The sequence below is a fragment of the Micromonospora sp. DT41 genome (assembly GCF_049841715.1).
Taxonomy (GTDB): domain Bacteria; phylum Actinomycetota; class Actinomycetes; order Mycobacteriales; family Micromonosporaceae; genus Micromonospora; species Micromonospora profundi.
In genome coordinates this window covers 311,438-326,717 of record NZ_JBNCKU010000005.1, presented here as the reverse complement: position 1 = coordinate 326,717, position 15,280 = coordinate 311,438, and the positions used below count along the sequence as shown (strand labels likewise).

Sequence of the window (15,280 nt, the reverse complement as noted above, 5' to 3'; positions counted from 1 at the left end):
GTAACGTGCCCAGCAATGCCTCGGGACTCCATGCGTCGCCCCCCCAGCTGTCAATCACTCTTCCCCCTGAGCAACGAGTAGAGATGGCGGACGTACAGGTGAGTGAGCTCGGCTTGCGTAAGTCGGTGATTCTGGCCTACAAGTTCCGCGAATTTCTTCGCCACCTGACTCGTCCTTGTAATCTCCTCGCTATTGTCGAGATCGACAATCCCTCCGAAATCGATATTCGGGTCACTGTAGGTTGCATCTGCTTGAGCAGCGACGGAAAGACCGGGAATGCCCAATCCCGCAAGCGCCAGCACAACTTCCTGGACAAAGGCCAACTCGCGCCTATACTCGAAATCTCGATTCATTGCATCGACAATACGTCGGCCAAGCACTGCGTTCAGTTCGTAGTCGGCATCCAACGACCAGGAACCGTCGATGGATACGTGGCGGACATTTCCTGCCAGAAAGACCGCTTGCCCGACCAATTCATCGATAGCCGCCTGCAACTCCGGGCTAACTGGAACGTGCTTCTTTTTTAGCACCTGCCCTTCAACCAGGGGAATTTCCCATATTGGTGCTAGGGCGTCGGTGAAGTAGGCGATGGTATGCACGGCCGATACTGGAACTGGCGTCATACCGGCATTGCGGCACGCGTACATGATGGCGACTAGTCGAAGGTGAGACCGAAGACGCTGAATTTCAGAGGCCCGCAGCTGAATCATTGGTTCCGACCCTGGAAGACCCTGGCAAGGGCGATGTTGTATTCGCCCCTGAGCTCGCGAACTGCGGCGGTAGGATAGGCAATCTCGAAGAGATCAACGACTCTAGAGTCATCTTGTTCGCTGACACCTGCAAGCCGGAGCAGGGTCGGAATGAGCTCACCGTCGACGAGATTCGACGTAATGACCAAGCGGTTGCCAGCGTCTGGGTTGCCAAACCTCATCAATACATCAGCCGCTCTTGGGGCAAACACAGCGTCGAGCGACGATTCTGGAGCGTCCACCACCAAAGATCCACGGCCCCCGACACCCGCAACTTTCATCAGGGCCATACGGAATGCCAGATCGATGAACTCCCGCTGGCTCTCTGAAACTTCCCCCGCGCCTGTTCGCCGCACCAGTAGCCCCGAGTCACTTGCGGACATATCGACGGCAAAGGTGCCGAAGTCGATTGTATCTCCAGACTGACCGACTTTCGTCTTGCGGCTCTGCCAAATTAGGTCACAGGTCCCCAGCAGAAAGTCCCTCGCGTACGCCTTGAAATTGGCCTTTACCTCCTCTCGGAAAGAAAAGATTGTCTGCTTCTTTTGTTCGACAAAAGCTTTGAAAGTCTGCTGGGCCCTGACCAACTCCGCACGGCGCACCTCAAGGGACGCCGATAAGGCGTTGTACTCCTTCCTCCGTTCGTGTACCTGTTGGCTGCCGGCGGGTAGCTGCTTGACGAGGTGGTTAAGCTCGGCACTTCGGTTCGCTATCGCAGATTCCAGCTGGGCCAGCTGGGCGACTGTCGAGCGATAAGTCGCCTCCGCTTCGGTACGACGTTTAGTTGCCTCTTCGAGCCGGTCCTCTCGCGCACGAAGAGCATGATTCAGCTCCTCCAAGTTCACGTCGGGTGCCAACGAGTCGGGGCGCTCAATTGCGGACTCGCAGATGACGCACTTGTGCTCGTCGACTCTTCGCCAGAGGAGCTCCGCTGCTTCAGGTGCATCGTTTCCACATGCCAGGCAAGTTTGTGAGGCTAGGAGGTATCCAAGGATATAACCGGCACTCTCGCTTTTCGATGGAAAGGCAGCCTGTAGGTCGATAAGCCGGCGGTGTTCGATTTCTCGGTAGACTGCTTCCCGGTCTTCGGCCGCACGTAGAGCCTCAAGCCTCGCGCCCTGGCGCTCCGCCTCGATGTCGAGCAGCATCTCTTGAACGCGCTCGAACTCGGCTTGGTCTCTGTCCTGTTGCAACCCCAGGTCGTTGATCCGGGCCTCCACCTCAGGGCGGATTAATGTCGTTTGCTCGGCACGAGATATCGACGCTTCCTCTCGGTGGAGCAGGGCCGATATGTTTCGGACATGGCTGTCAATGCGAAGAGCATCCGCCTCGAGAGTTGTCCATTTGACCGACTCGTCGGGTGGAAGGAATAGCAATCGGAGGATCTGATGCTGCGCGCTAGGGTCCCAGACCAGTGATCGCCGATCCTCGAAGTAGAACGTCAGGTACCGGAGAACTAGGATCCAGTCGGGGAAGCTAGTAAGTCCGGTGGCGTCCAAAAGCGCATCGTGATAGGCGTCCTCGTTTAGCATCCGCGGCTGGCCGTCGACTTGTAGTTCGGTAAGGGCCAGCGTCCTCAAGCTCCGGCCCACGACAAGCGTCGTCTCTCCCACACGGAAGCGCAGGCGGGCTGTAGCATGCGCCGCTGAATCATTCACGCGAGACGCGAAGGCTCGGCGGTCCGAGGTGCTGATTGAACCCATCTTGAACTGGCGATTGCCCAACGCGCCCGGCGTCAGTCCTTGGATGTCATTAGGGCCGGTGCACATCCTGTACAAGAGCAGCACAAGAGTACTTTTTCCAAGTCCGTTAGCGCCCAGAACCAGGGTCAACCCTGACTCGAATTCGGCTTCGAGCCCAGGAGTATCTTGCGTACCGGGGTATAGACCATAGCCTTCGACCTTCAGATGCTCGAAGAGCGGAAAGCGAATCACCTTGGCCTCGGCAGGGCGTTCGACGGCCGGGCAGATACCTCAATGTCCACTGTGCCCCCCACTGGGATTGCATCCGGTTTGAGCACCTTACTGGACGTGTGGCCGGATTGGTCTCGGTCGTTTGGACGACGGTTTGGCGATGTCAGGTCCTTGCGCTGCCTCGCGACAACGTCGACCGCTCGTGTAGCGCCCTGTCACCCCGTCTGCCCTCGACCCGCCTTCATGGGCCCCGGACCGTCACGTCAAGCGGACCTTGACGCAGTTTCGGACGCTGGGTGGACCGGGCAGGTCTACTCGGCCGCGGCTGGGTCGGTGGCAGATGCGATGCCCTTGCCGCAACTGCCACGAGCCGCTACTCGCCGGCGGCGCCCTCGCCATCCCGGAGCCGGAGCGCCCCCGCCGTAGGCGCCCTAACCTCAGTCGAGCGACTGCCTCCAGTTCGCCGACGTGGCCGGCCTGCGCTTCCTTAGGCCGCCCGAGCTCGTGGCCGCGGGCCCGGTAAGGCTGCCGACCCACCGATGCTCTTGTCGTTTTGCGGCGGCCCTGGGCTGCCCGCTTCCACGCAGCCGCTGGGCATCAGGCATGACGGCCGCCGGGCGACAGCGGCTGCGGCCGGTGTGCGCCTAGGCGGTAGTGCGTGCGGCGTCAATGGCCGCCATGAGGACGAATCGGAGGCACGAGCTGCTCTACTGCTCTGTCTGAAGGAGTCGGTAGGTTCTGACGACTGTTCCGACGACTCCGTTTGTCCGAGTGAGGCTCTGTTGTTCCACCAGGGCCGCGCCTATCTCGACAGCGAATAGGGCTGCAAGCCCTGCGTCAGCGGCGACCTGGCGCTGTTGTGTTTCCGTCTCGGAACCCTCGGCTAGCCCGCGCTCACGTGGGCAAGGGGTTGCGTAGGTGCCGCGGCCGTGTTCGGTGGCCACCAAGCCTGCCTCGCGTAGCGCGGCGATCGCCTGACGAACCGTGCCGCGTGCTGCCCGGAACTCGGTGGTGAGCGCGCTCTCGGTCGGCAAGAGGGCTCCAGGCGGAATGACACCGCTCTCGATCCGCCCTCTCAATTCCTCGGCGATGACGCGGTAGCGGGGCTGTCCGTAGTGCGGGGTGGGCACCTGCTCACCGTACCTGGCACTTGTCTTACCAAGTGCCAACCAAGAGACCCATTTCGACGTCTAGACAACTCGTTCACTTGTAGATACGTTTCCTGGTGTGCGGCTCAGGTGACGGCCTGTGTCGGGGGTGGCCAAGCGCCGGCCCTGGTCGCACCTGATGCGCGGCGTCCTGTCGGACCGGTTGCGGTAGCCGCGCGTACAAGCTGGCTCGGCGATACCCGACCCGTCCGGCGTCGGACGGTGCGCCGTGCCTTCATCCGGACCGGTGGCCGGCTGCATTCCCCCGTAGCTGGCCACCGGTCCCCGCTTACATGTGGAGGTGCGATGTCCGGCTCTCACCGTCGGCACGATCGGTTCTCGTCCTGGTGGTCTTGGAGGCGCCCATTTGCCCGGGGTGCCAGCAGCATCGGTCAATCAAGCCCTCGCGCGGCTTCTACGGCCTCCTCGCCGCAGTGGTCGAAAGGTGCCACCCGTGAATTGCCTGTGCTCCGGTATGCGCCTTTGATGACGCGGGCCCAGCTCTTCCGGGGCAACGGGGGGCGGTGGCCGCGATGAGTCGTACGAACAAGCCGGCGGCCGTCACGAGCCACCCGGACTGGTGCGCCCCGGATCGCTGCGGCTACCTGGTGCCACCGGTGATGACGCACATGGCCCGCCGTCATCGCGGCCCAATGCAGCGCGCCGGCGACAGTCGAGCGGGCGGGCTCGTCGTCACGTACCTCATCGGCAGTGAGGCTCTGGGCGGTCCCATGGTCGGTGTTCACGTGACCTGCCGGGCGGGGAACGCCTGGGCGGAGTTGTCCTTGCCGCAGGCGGCCCAACTGGTTGAGCAACTTCGCGGATCGCTGGCCCAGGCCACCGGGCAGCAGGGGGCCAGCGATGAGTGAGGGTGCTGCCAGCCCGGAGGGTCGGTCGCCGTCGTCGGTCGCGCCGGTCGTGTGCCCGGTCTGGTGTCGAGGCTGTGGACCGAACGACCCGATGCACCGCGGGCTTCTCTCCACCATCGGACGGGAGCGGACCGGCTGGGTCACCGTCCAACTGATCGTCGACCGGTTCGCCCGCCGGGACCTGGCCGTGAAGCTCGATGCGACCCGATACGGCGCGACGCAGTCCGTGCTTCTGTCGCCGGCGCAGGTGGACCGGCTCATCGACGAGCTGGTGTACGCCCAGCTGGAGATGCTGACACCGGCAGAAGGCGGCGAGCGGACCGGAGGGACGGGGTGAACGCCAACACCCGTCAGGGCTCAGCCGTTCCTCGTACTCCTGGCCTGCGCCCTGCGCGGCCACCGCGCGCAGCGGTAGCAGTGCCGCCGGTTCCTGAGCGGCCCGCGGGCGGGACCACCTGGCAGACGTTGGAACGTCTAGGGGGTACGGTGACCGGTGTGCAAGGCCGGGACTGGCGCCCTCGCTACCTGCAACTCGCCGAAGAGTTGCGGGCGAAGATCGTGAGCGGAGAGCTCGCCCCCGGCACGCTGATGCCCAGCGAAACCGAGCTGGCCGACACCTCGGGCCTGTCGCGCACGAGCGTCCGCAACGCCATCCGGCAGCTCCGCGAATGGGGCCTGGTCCGCGCGGAGCAGGGGCGCGGCACCTACGTGCGGGCACCCCGCCAACGGGTACGCCGCCGCAACACCGAGCGGTACCAGTGGGAGAAGGATCGCGTCCTGCTCGACGAGGACGAGCGGCTGAAGACTGGCGCCACCGAGCACGACACCGGCCTGACCGTCGACGACCTGAAGTTCCACGCCGAGTACTCCCGGGTGGAGGCTGATGCGGAGATGTCGTCGGCCTTGCAGGTCGAGCCGGGAACGTCGCTGCTGCGCCGGGTCTACTGGACGTCGTCGCGGCATGAGAACGCGCCGTTGACCGTGTCGTACTCCTACCTGCCATACGACCTGGTGGCCGCGAACCCCGACCTGCTCGATGCGGGCAAGGAACCCTGGCCGGGCGGGACGCAGCATCAGCTCTACACGCTGGGCATCGAGCTGGACCGGATTGACGACGAGATCCGCGCCCGCCCACCGTCGCCGGATGAGGCCGAGCTGTTGGACATCGACCCGGGCGTCTCCGTGCTCACCGTGCGGAAGACCTCGACCGACACCATGGGTCGCGTCGTCGAGGTCGCTGACGTGGTGATGCCGGGGGACCGCACGGAGCTTGTCTACTCCCACAAACTCCAGCGGTGGAAAACTTGACGCAGTTCGTCTCGGTCATCACCCCGGTCCACGCGCCCAGCATCGAGCACCTGCCTGGCGCCTACGAGTCGTTGGCCAAGCAGGAGATGCCTGACGGCTGGGACTGGGAATGGCTCGTCCAGGAGGACGGGCAGACCGGCGCCCTGGTCGACGCGCTGCCCGGCGATCCCCGGATCAGTCTGGGCACCGGTCGTCCCGGTGGGCCAGGTGTTGCCCGTACCCTCGCTCTTTCCCGGGTCTCCGGGCAACTCATCAAGGTGCTGGACGCCGACGACCAGTTGACCCCCGGCGCGCTCGCCCGGGACATCGCCGCGTTCGACGCGCACCCGCAGATCGGCTGGACCACCTCGCGGGTACTCGACCTGCTGCCCGACGGATCGACCGCCGGATGGGACAAGGACCCGGCCGGCGGGGTCATCGACCGCGGTTCGGTCCTGTCGTTCTGGAAGGCCAACGACTACCGAGCATCGGTGCACCCGGCGACCCTGTGCCTGCGGCGGGATCTCGTCTTCGCCCTGGGCGGCTGGATGGCGCTGCCCGCCTCCGAGGACACCGGCCTCCTGCTTGCCGCCAACGCGGTCACCGCGGGCTACTTCACCCGGGAGTACGGCCTGCTCTACCGCAAGTGGTCCGGCCAGGTCACCAGCCAGGCCGCGCACCGAGAGCCGGCCGAGTATCAGGCGCGGATGAGGATCATCGAGGCCAGAGCCCACGCCCTGGCCTCGATGATCCCGAACGGCTTCGACGGCAGCGCTACGGCGTAGCTTCATGCCCCGGCATCCCGGGGGTGCGCCGTCGCTCCTTCATCTCCGCCTCGAAGATGTGCCGCCGACCGCCGGCCAGCTTCTCCCGCGCGTCCCGCTCGATCTCCTGGAACGCGGCGTAGTAGCCGTCGTCGAACTCCTCCATGATCTGGAAGGTCCATCGGCCGGGTAGCAGGTTGCGCCCCAAGAGCTCGCGCTCGACCCGGTCGGCCATCTCGTCGTGCCCGGCCTCGCGGAGCAGCTTCACCACCCGGTCGAGGGTGAGGTCCGCGCCGCCGACGAGCTGGTGCGCTGAGTAGAGGTGCCCTCGCACCCGATGGATCGTCTCCAGCGCCTTGCTCAACTCGCCAAGAGCCTCCACGGTCGTGTCGTCCACCCCGGCCGGCCGCGAATGTGCCTCGTCGACCGAACGCCGTTCCATCTGCTCTGCCACAACTGCTCCGGTACCCGCCAGAGAGGCGTTCAAGCGGGAGGCGATGCAATGTCTGTGGACCCTAAGCCCGCACCGTGTCGGTGCTTGACGGCAGCCTGCGCCTGTTGTATCACGCACTCTCCGTGCTACAGGGTGAATAGCCCTAGAGTCGAACCTTCTGCTGGGTCCAGTTGCAATTTGTAGCGCCGATGTGTCTATGATAATCGCGAGTCATAATCGGCTGCCCAAGCGACGCAAAACCGTTGAATCGCCAAGATCAAGAATGGCGATCAGACCGAGTTCGCGTGAGGTGGTGGAGCATGGCTCGATCCCGGAAGCGGTCCAAGCCTCGGCAGGTGCGAGGCCGAAACCGCAGGAGGCGTGGTTGGCTGCGGCAGTACGGCGTTAAGGCTCTGACCTGGGTAGTCAGGTTGGGCATTGCCGTCGTTTCGCTGACCACTCACTTCAGGGATGGGTCTGGAGGCCAGGCCACCTAGTAGGTGACCCGGCCCCCAGGTGGGGCTCCCGCGTTAGCTTACCGGCGCAGCGGGGGCCCCTTTTCTCTGCGCCCACTCAACTACGTGAACGCAGACTCCTGAGCGTGGGTGCGTTGAACGTTCAACGCTTCCCAACTTCTAAAACCAAGCGTATAGCACTCGGCGCTGCTCGTCACTCTGCCACAGTTGCAGTATCAACGACTGTAATCCTTGCAGTAACAGCTGCAGCAATATTTACAGTGTTCCTTGCAGTGGCCGTTGCAGTGGTGCGTACAGCAGTTGCAGTATTCAGCAGACCTTCGTTGGCGGCAAGCTTGGCGACATCGCAGGCGCCCGATCGGCTGACAAGGCTGGTGACTCTTCGGCCAGGCGGCATGTGGCGGTTACGGCTTGCTTGCTAGCTAGCTAGCAAGGCCGTGGGCGTGTGCGCGCGGACCCAGAGAAAGTTTGTAAACAAGTTTGCATGCTCGCGCATGAGTGTCGTGTGGCGGGCGCGAGTGGAGCCTTCGAGCTGCGCTGCTCCTATGTGGCTCCGACCGCAGCGCCTGACTCTGTTCCCTGCGCAGATGCTAGGGGCCACGCTCGCTCCAAGTAGTGGGAGCAAGAGTGTGCCGCCAGCCTTCGAGCAGCTTGTCCTCCCTTGTCCATGCCCTGGCTCACTGGCGCGGTCTCTCTCGATCTATGGGATGGGCCCTTGGTGCCGGTTGGTGTTGTCGGCCTACCTCGGCGGCTTGTTGTTGACTTGTCTGCCAAGTGCCGTCTACCTTGGACGCAACTTGGCAGACAAGTTAACAAGCTGGAGGTTGAGCGATGGCTCTGCGCGGCGGTACGAGGTTCGCGGTGCGGTGTGAGGACGTGTTCCCGGCGGGGTGCGCGTTGGTGCCCGAGTCTCTGGGCGAGGTCGAGGACTACGACGAGAAGACCGGTCGGCGTAGCCCGGCGAAGGACAAGCTGACCGGCCAGCGGGTGTGGCAGGTCCGGGTGATGGACCTGGATCCGGAGCTGGGGAAGCGGTCGCGGGAGACGACGGTGAAGATCTCGGCGGACTACCAGCCGGTGCCGCCGACGGGTGGCCTGTTCGAGGCGGTGGAGTTCGACGGCATGACCGTCACGCCGTACGTGGGCAACAACGGTCGGATGGCGTATTCGCTGCGGGCGACCGGGATGCGGGCCCCGGCGGGCGTGGCGACGAAGGCGGCGCAGTAGCCGCATTGGTGGGGGCGGGGCTGTCAGGTCTTGGCGGACGGCAGCCCCGCCCTCTGTCTCTTTCCCCTGCTCTGTCGAGAGAGGTAGTGACATGTTCAAGCGTATGCCCGCCGTCCTGCGGCGGCCCACAGTGGCGGGTGCCCGATGATGCGCCGGCCGCGTGGCGAGGTCGTGATGACCACCGCCGGGGACCTGATGGTGATCCGGCCGCGTCGCCTGGAACTGCCGGTCTGGCTGATCGCGCTCGGCCTGGTACTGCGCTGGATGTGGCGGGGCCTGTGGTGGTGTCTTCGCCACCCCGTCGCCGTCGGCCTGGTCGTGGTCGGGGTGATCCTCTTCCGCGAGTTCGGCCGGGCCGGCGTGATCGTGCCCGTGGTCCTGGCCGCTGCCGTGTCGGCGTTATGGCGGTGGCGGCACGAGTCGTCCTGGTGGACCTGGTGCGCAGGCCCGATCCTCGGCCGGTTCCGCCAACTCTTCGTCTACCGGCGGGCCTGGCGCGAGGCAATGACCCTCTGCGGCCTGGCCAAGGTGTACGACCATCGCACAGTCCTGCCCGAGCTGCTGCGGGTCCGCTCGGATCAGGCGCTCGACGTGCTGACCATCCGCATGGTCCGCGGCCAGACACCCGAGGAGTTCCAAAAGGCAACGGCAAACCTGGCGTACGCCTTCGGCCGGCGGCACGCCCGGGTCTACTCCGAGCGCCCCGATGACCCGCCGATCCGGTCGGGCTACTGGGCGCTGGTCCTGGGCGCGGTGGACCGGCTGCGGTTCCGGGACCGGCCGTCGGTGGTCTACCTGGTGGTGGTCCGCACGGACGCGCTGCGCACCCTGGTCGACCCCTTCGACGTCCCATTGGTACCCGACTTCACCGCCCTACCCCTGGCGCGGCGGGAAGACCTGCGGCACTGGTGCCTGCACCTGCTCGCCACCCACGTCCTCATCGGCGGCGCCACCCGCTCCGGGAAGGGCTCGGTGCTGTGGTCGCTGGTCCGGGTTCTCGCTGGCGGGATCTCTTCCGGGCTGGTCCGGCTCTGGGTGATCGACCCCAAGGGCGGCATGGAGTTCGCGATGGGTCGGCCGCTGTTCGCCCGGTTCGCTTGCAAGTCGTTCGAGGCTATGGCTGATCTGCTCGACGAGGCCGTGACGGTGATGCGGGAGCGGCAGACCCGGCTTGCCGGCGCGGTGCGGGTCCACACGCCGACCCTGGCTGACCCCCTGGTCGTGGTCGTCATCGACGAGATGGCGGCACTGACCGCGTACCTCCAGGACGTCGACCTGCGCAAGCGCATCGCCGGGTCGCTCGGGCTGCTGTTGTCGCAGGGTGCCGGCGTTGGTGTCCTGGTGGTGGCCGCGTTGCAGGACCCCCGCAAGGAGGTGCTGCCGTTCCGGGACCTGTTCCCGACCCGCATCGCGCTCGGCCTGACCGAGGCCGCTCAGGTCGACCTCGTGTTGGGCGACGGTGCCCGCAACCGAGGTGCCCTCGCCGACCAGATGCCCCGCTGGGCCAAGGGCGTCGGCTACGTGATCCTCGACGGCACCCCGGAACCTGCCCGGGTCCGCTTCTCCTACATTTCCGACGACCACATCCGGGAGTTGGCCGCCGAGTACCCGGCACCGGCCGACGCGGCGGACATCCTCGCCCAGGTCGGCCGGGAAACCGCCAGCGAACCGACCCGGCCGCCCCTGCCCCGGCAGCGTCGCGGACCACTGCTGCCCGACTCGCTGCTGAACATCCTCGACCGCGACACCGACGGGGGTGAGCCGCGGTGACCGCCCCGACCGACGGCCGAACCTTCTACCGGCTCCGCGCGCCCGGCACTGACGGTGCCACCAGCACGGCCGTGTCCGTGCGCGTCGACCCCGCCCGGCCCGACGCGTACCCGGTCTATCTCGCCGTCGGCGGCGGCCGGCGCCGCATGTACCTGACCCCCGACGAGGCGTGGGCGCTGTGGCGCTGCCTCTCCGAAGCGGTGGCCTCCCTCGGCGAGCCACCCGAGCACATCCGTACCCGCGTCGCCCCGGCCCGGAGGTAACCGATGTCCCTCAAAAGCTTCTTCCTCGGCACCCACCGCCTCAAGCCACTGCACATCGAACTCAACGGCTCCCCGGACCGACTCGCCGGCGCCCTGCACGGCCTGGCGCACATGGTCAACCGCCGCCGCGACCTCAACGGGCAACAGATCTGCATCACCCTGACCATCCGCGACAACGGCATCGGCCGATGATCCGCGAACGCGCTGAATCCGGCGTCCGGGTGCTGATCCTGCTTGCCATCGGCACCATGGCCGGCGCCGCCGCCTTCACCCACGTCCACGACCTGACCGTCAGCCACGGTCAACCCGACTGGATCGGCTGGGCCAACGCCGTAGCGGTCGAGCTGATGGCCATCTACCTCGGCCTGGAGATCCGCGCCCGCCGCCGCAACGGTCAACCCGTCGGCTTGGTCGGCGTGCTCCTGATCGCGTTCGCGCTGCTCTCCCTCGCCGCCCAGGTCGCCGAAGCCGAACCATCCGTCTGGGGCTGGATCGTCGCGGCGGTACCGTCGCTGGCCTTCCTCGCCCTGGTGAAGGTCGTCCTGTCCAGCGAACCCGCCACACCGCCGGCTTCTGAGCCCGATCAGCCGCAGGGCGATTGGTACGACGAGCCGCAGCCGGTCGAACCCGCGCCGCCGGCTCCGGTGATGCCGCCGGCATCAGTCGCGGTGCTGCCTCCGGTCGGCGTCGTCCAGCACAACCGGCCCCAGGTCGTCGGGGTCATCCGATGACGGCTCCGACCCTGCCCGGTCTCGAACCCGCCCCGACCCCGGTTGCTCCTCGGCCGGGGTCGCGGGCGGCCCGCATGGCGCTGCCCCGTTCGATCGACGTGCTCAAGGACATCGCCATCGAGTACGGCGTCTGTGTCCGGCCGCTCGCCATGCGCCGGACCGACCTCGACACCGGCCTGACCGAAGTTATCGACCTGCCCTGCGGCGCGACCCGCGAGGACAAGTGCCCGCCGTGCGCCAAGAAGAACCGCCGGCTGCGGCAAGCCCAGATCCGCGAGGGTTGGCACCGTGACGACGAGCCCCTACCTGGCCCGGAACCCGCGACCGAGGCGCAGAAGTCTCTGATTCTGTTCCGCGCACACCTGGAGTTCTCCCGCGACGAGGCCGTACGCGCCGCGCAGTGGGACCAGGTGGCCGACCTCGACGAGGCGATCCGCGAGGTGGAGGAAGCCATCGCCGCTGAGGGCCTGCGCGGGCGCGTCGGGCCACCGCACGCCAGCGGCGACGAGGACCAGGACGACGAGCCCGGCCAGCGACGCAAGCGCTCCACCAAGCGGCGCCAAGATGCCCCCGAACTGCCTCGGCGCAAGGTCGAGCGCCGCACCGTCGGTAAGACCTACACCGCCCCGGACGGCTCCACCTACCAACCGTCGATGTGGCTGACGCTCACCCTCGACTCGTACGGCCCGGTCCGTCCCGACGGCACCCCGGTCAACCCGGCCCGGTACGACTACCGCCGCGCCGCCTGGGACGCCGTGCATTTTCCCCGGCTGCTGGACCGGTTCTGGCAGAACCTTCGGCGGTGCGAGGGCTGGAACGTCCAGTACGCCGGCTGCGTCGAGCCGCAACGCCGTCTCGCCCCGCACGCTCACTTCGCCATCCGGGGCACCATCCCTCGGGACGTGCTCCGCACCGTGTCGGCGGCGACCTATCACCAAGTGTGGTGGCCCTCGGTTGACGTCCAGCGCTACACCCTCGACCGGCTCCCGATCTGGGACGAGCAGGCGGCGGCATGGGTCGACCCGGACACCCGGGAGCCGCTGACCACCTGGACGGAAGCCCTCGACGCCATCGACGACGACCCGGACGCGGAACCGGTGCACGTCGTGCGCTTCGGCGCTCAGGTCGACGCCCGCGGCGTCATGCCCGGCACCGAGGACGCCGAGCGGACCATCCGGTACGTCACGAAATACATCACCAAGCACACCGGCGACTGCCACAAGGCGACTACCGACCGGCAACGCAAGCACCTCGACCGGCTCTGGCAGCAACTCCAGGTCACGCCCTGCACCGACCGCTGCGCAAACTGGCTGCTCTACGGCGTCCAGCCGAAGAAGGCACACGCCAAGCTCAAGCCGGGCCGCTGCAAGGGCAAGGTCCACCAGCGCGACACTCTCGGCATCGGCGGCCGGCGCATCCTCATCTCCCGCGACTGGTCCGGCAAGACCCTCGCCGACCACAAGCACGACGCTCGGGCCTGGGTGCGAGCGCTGCTCGGCGTCACCACCGACGGCACGCAGCTCGTCGACGACCAGGGCGACACCACCGAACGGGTCCGGCACGCCTGGGAACTCGCCCGACCCGACGACCCGGACGTCGGCCCGATGACCCACCGGCTCATGCGCTCGATCAGCGAACGCGCCCGCTGGCGATCCGAACTGCTCGCCGCCAAGGACCGAGCCGCGCAGGGGTCCTCAGATCTCTCGGCAACTCAGCACATAGAACGGCACGACGGGGAGGAAGACGACAGTGGACGAGGTTCTGACCATCGAGCAGGCAGCAGCCCGGATCAACATGAGTGAGCGTTACGTCCGCCGGCTGGTCGCCGAACGACGCATCCCGTTCCACAAGCTCGGCCGCAGCATCCGCATCAAAGCCGTCGACCTGGCCGCCCACGTCGAGTCCGGGCGGGTGGAGCCGCTTACCGCCTCGGGTGTGTGGCGCGACCTCCAGCGGGTGGCGTGATGGCGAACAAGGAAGGTCACCGCCGGTTTGGCAGCGTCCGCAAGCTGCCGTCGGGGCGGTATCAGGCGCGGTACCTCGGCCCGGACGGGCAGATGCGCAACGCGCCGGAGACGTTCGCCCGGAAGTCGGACGCGGACCGATACCTCTCACTGGTTGAGGCGCAGATGGCCCGGCACGAGTGGACCGACCCTGAACGGGCCAAGGTGAAGCTCGGCGATTACGCCCGACGTTGGATCGACCAGCGGCCGAACCTGCGACCCCGGACCGTGCACCTGTACGGGTGGCTGCTCGACAAGCACATCGTGCCGTACCTCGGTGCGGCGGAGCTGGGTCGGCTGGACACCCCAATGGTCCGCGACTGGCGGGCGAATCTCCTCGGCAACGGCGTCTCGGTGAGCATGGCGGCCAAGGCGTACCGGCTGCTGCGGGCGGTGCTGATGACTGCGGTGAAGGAAGACATGATTCTGCCCCGCAACCCGTGCCGCATCCCGGGTGCCGACCAGGAGAAGCCGGCGGAACGGCCGGTGCTCACCCTCGCCCAGGTCTTCAAGCTGGCCGACATCGTGCCGCCCCGGTACCGCGCCCTGGTCCTCGTCACCACCTTCGGCTGCCTGCGCTGGGGGGAGGTCGCCGCGCTGCAACGGCAGGACATCGACACCGTGGCCGGCACCATCCGGGTACGGCAGGCGTACACCGAACAGCGCGGGGTCGGCCTGGTGCTCGGGCCACCAAAGTCCCGGGCCGGACGGCGCACGGTCACCCTGCCCCCGACGGTCGTCAAAGTCGTCCGTGACCACCTGGCCGCCGAGGTCGACGACAACCCGGAAGCGTTCGTGTTCACCACCGAGAGTGGGCGCCCGATCTGGCGGGGCAACCTCAACAAGCTCATCGCCTGGAAGGCCAGCGTCTCCCTGATCGGACAGCCGAACCTGCACTTCCACGACCTGCGACACACCGGGAACACCCTCGCCGCGCAGACCGGGGCCAGCACCCGCGACCTGATGGCTCGTATGGGACATGACTCGCCGCAGGCTGCGCTGATCTACCAACATGCGACGGCGGAAGCCGACCGCGCCATCGCCGAAGCGCTGCACGAGGCGGTACGCGCGGACCGGAAGAAGGCCAAGAAGTCCGACGGCAAAGGCAAGCGCCAGGACCAGGCCGGCAAGAAGAGCAAGAAGGACGGCGACAGATGACGCTAGGTGCCCGGCGGCTGCGCCGGCTCGGTGGGTCGGTAGCCGGTCGCTTTGTCAACCACCTCGGCCGCCGTCAGCTCCGGGTTGACCGCGAAGATCAGTTCAGAGATGTCGGGGTAGTCGAGGTCATGTTCGAGCTGGTCCAGCCAGTCGTTCAACTCGGCATGGTCGGCGTACTCGAACCGCATGATCCGCTGGACGAGATGGGTGGCCTCATCTCGGCTCAACTTCGCAGCCACGTGCTCCCCTCCGACCGGGCCTAATGGCACGCCAATGGCACGGCGCGTGATCGCTGACCTTGGAACATCGAAGGCCCTGGCTGGGACTCTCGTCCTGACCAGGGCCTTCGTGTTGGAGCGGGTGACGGGAATCGAACCCGCACTGTCAGCTTGGGAAGCTGATGTTCTGCCATTGAACTACACCCGCAGGCGGCACCACTGTACCCGAGTCGCCGAGCCGGTGCACCCAGGCACCCCGAGCCGCCGACGG

Annotated in this window: 17 protein-coding genes and 1 tRNA gene; 12 read left to right on the top strand and 6 right to left on the bottom strand. The window is 66.6% G+C overall.

The genetic code is table 11. The features are described from left to right. Positions 1–50: 50 nt before the first annotated feature. From ACLQ23_RS12315 to ACLQ23_RS12305, 3 genes are all read right to left on the bottom strand, one after another. On the bottom strand, positions 51–599 hold the full coding sequence (locus tag ACLQ23_RS12315) for a hypothetical protein (RefSeq protein ID WP_425880663.1): 549 nt from the start codon (positions 597–599) through the stop codon (positions 51–53). A gap of 107 nt (positions 600–706) precedes the next feature. After that, entirely contained in the window at positions 707–2,362 is a 1,656-nt protein-coding gene (locus tag ACLQ23_RS12310; protein WP_425880662.1) for a hypothetical protein, read from the bottom strand. A gap of 1,007 nt (positions 2,363–3,369) precedes the next feature. Further along, the gene (locus ACLQ23_RS12305) at positions 3,370–3,792 is read right to left on the bottom strand and encodes a GntR family transcriptional regulator (RefSeq protein ID WP_425880661.1); all 423 of its coding nucleotides are present in this window, start codon (positions 3,790–3,792) and stop codon (positions 3,370–3,372) included. Positions 3,793–4,343: 551 nt separating this feature from the next. Here ACLQ23_RS12305 and ACLQ23_RS12300 point away from each other — a divergent pair. The 4 genes from ACLQ23_RS12300 to ACLQ23_RS12285 all read left to right on the top strand — a co-directional run bounded on the left by ACLQ23_RS12300 (position 4,344) and on the right by ACLQ23_RS12285 (position 6,751). After that, complete coding sequence (locus ACLQ23_RS12300; protein ID WP_425880660.1) at positions 4,344–4,679, top strand: hypothetical protein; 336 nt, start codon at positions 4,344–4,346, stop codon at positions 4,677–4,679. A 91-nt stretch (positions 4,680–4,770) separates the two neighbouring features. Then, positions 4,771–5,016: a precorrin-4 C11-methyltransferase gene (locus ACLQ23_RS12295; protein ID WP_425880659.1), complete on the top strand. Its 246-nt coding sequence runs from the start codon at positions 4,771–4,773 to the stop codon at positions 5,014–5,016. Between the two features lie 149 nt (positions 5,017–5,165). After that, on the top strand, positions 5,166–5,987 hold the full coding sequence (locus ACLQ23_RS12290; RefSeq protein ID WP_425880658.1) for a GntR family transcriptional regulator: 822 nt from the start codon (positions 5,166–5,168) through the stop codon (positions 5,985–5,987). After that, complete coding sequence (locus ACLQ23_RS12285) at positions 5,975–6,751, top strand: glycosyltransferase family 2 protein (RefSeq protein ID WP_425880657.1); 777 nt, start codon at positions 5,975–5,977, stop codon at positions 6,749–6,751. The genes ACLQ23_RS12290 and ACLQ23_RS12285 overlap by 13 nt, the downstream gene beginning before the upstream one ends. Here the strand turns inward: ACLQ23_RS12285 and ACLQ23_RS12280 are convergent. After that, positions 6,741–7,172, bottom strand: coding sequence for a hypothetical protein (locus tag ACLQ23_RS12280; protein ID WP_425880684.1), 432 nt, complete (start codon positions 7,170–7,172; stop codon positions 6,741–6,743). The genes ACLQ23_RS12285 and ACLQ23_RS12280 overlap by 11 nt on opposite strands. Positions 7,173–8,470: 1,298 nt before the next feature. Between ACLQ23_RS12280 and ACLQ23_RS12275 the strand changes: the two genes are divergently transcribed. From ACLQ23_RS12275 to ACLQ23_RS12240, 8 genes are all read left to right on the top strand, one after another. Then, positions 8,471–8,866 carry a transcriptional regulator gene (locus tag ACLQ23_RS12275; RefSeq protein WP_091402451.1) on the top strand — a complete coding sequence of 132 codons (396 nt, stop codon included), beginning with the start codon at positions 8,471–8,473 and terminating at the stop codon, positions 8,864–8,866. 174 nt (positions 8,867–9,040) lie between these two features. Next, the gene (locus tag ACLQ23_RS12270) at positions 9,041–10,636 is read left to right on the top strand and encodes an FtsK/SpoIIIE domain-containing protein (RefSeq protein ID WP_425880656.1); all 1,596 of its coding nucleotides are present in this window, start codon (positions 9,041–9,043) and stop codon (positions 10,634–10,636) included. Further along, the gene (locus ACLQ23_RS12265) at positions 10,633–10,899 is read left to right on the top strand and encodes a hypothetical protein (protein WP_354982855.1); all 267 of its coding nucleotides are present in this window, start codon (positions 10,633–10,635) and stop codon (positions 10,897–10,899) included. Before ACLQ23_RS12270 ends, ACLQ23_RS12265 begins: the two co-directional genes overlap by 4 nt. 3 nt (positions 10,900–10,902) lie before the next feature. Further along, entirely contained in the window at positions 10,903–11,091 is a 189-nt protein-coding gene (locus ACLQ23_RS12260; RefSeq protein ID WP_425880655.1) for a hypothetical protein, read from the top strand. After that, positions 11,088–11,630 (top strand): DUF2637 domain-containing protein, encoded by a 543-nt coding sequence (locus tag ACLQ23_RS12255; RefSeq protein WP_425880654.1) that lies wholly within the window; start codon positions 11,088–11,090, stop codon positions 11,628–11,630. The genes ACLQ23_RS12260 and ACLQ23_RS12255 overlap by 4 nt, the downstream gene beginning before the upstream one ends. Further along, entirely contained in the window at positions 11,627–13,432 is a 1,806-nt protein-coding gene (locus ACLQ23_RS12250) for a replication initiator (protein WP_425880653.1), read from the top strand. The genes ACLQ23_RS12255 and ACLQ23_RS12250 overlap by 4 nt, the downstream gene beginning before the upstream one ends. Then, entirely contained in the window at positions 13,380–13,595 is a 216-nt protein-coding gene (locus tag ACLQ23_RS12245) for a helix-turn-helix domain-containing protein (protein WP_425880652.1), read from the top strand. Before ACLQ23_RS12250 ends, ACLQ23_RS12245 begins: the two co-directional genes overlap by 53 nt. Beyond that, entirely contained in the window at positions 13,595–14,791 is a 1,197-nt protein-coding gene (locus tag ACLQ23_RS12240; RefSeq protein ID WP_425880651.1) for a tyrosine-type recombinase/integrase, read from the top strand. The genes ACLQ23_RS12245 and ACLQ23_RS12240 overlap by 1 nt, the downstream gene beginning before the upstream one ends. 2 nt (positions 14,792–14,793) lie before the next feature. Here the strand turns inward: ACLQ23_RS12240 and ACLQ23_RS12235 are convergent, their stop codons facing one another. Both ACLQ23_RS12235 and ACLQ23_RS12230 read right to left on the bottom strand, forming a co-directional pair. Next, a complete protein-coding gene (locus tag ACLQ23_RS12235) occupies positions 14,794–15,030 on the bottom strand; it encodes an e9imm peptide (RefSeq protein ID WP_425880650.1) in 237 nt (78 codons plus the stop codon). A 113-nt stretch (positions 15,031–15,143) separates the two neighbouring features. Beyond that, positions 15,144–15,217 (bottom strand) — tRNA-Gly (locus ACLQ23_RS12230). Positions 15,218–15,280: the final 63 nt, after the last annotated feature.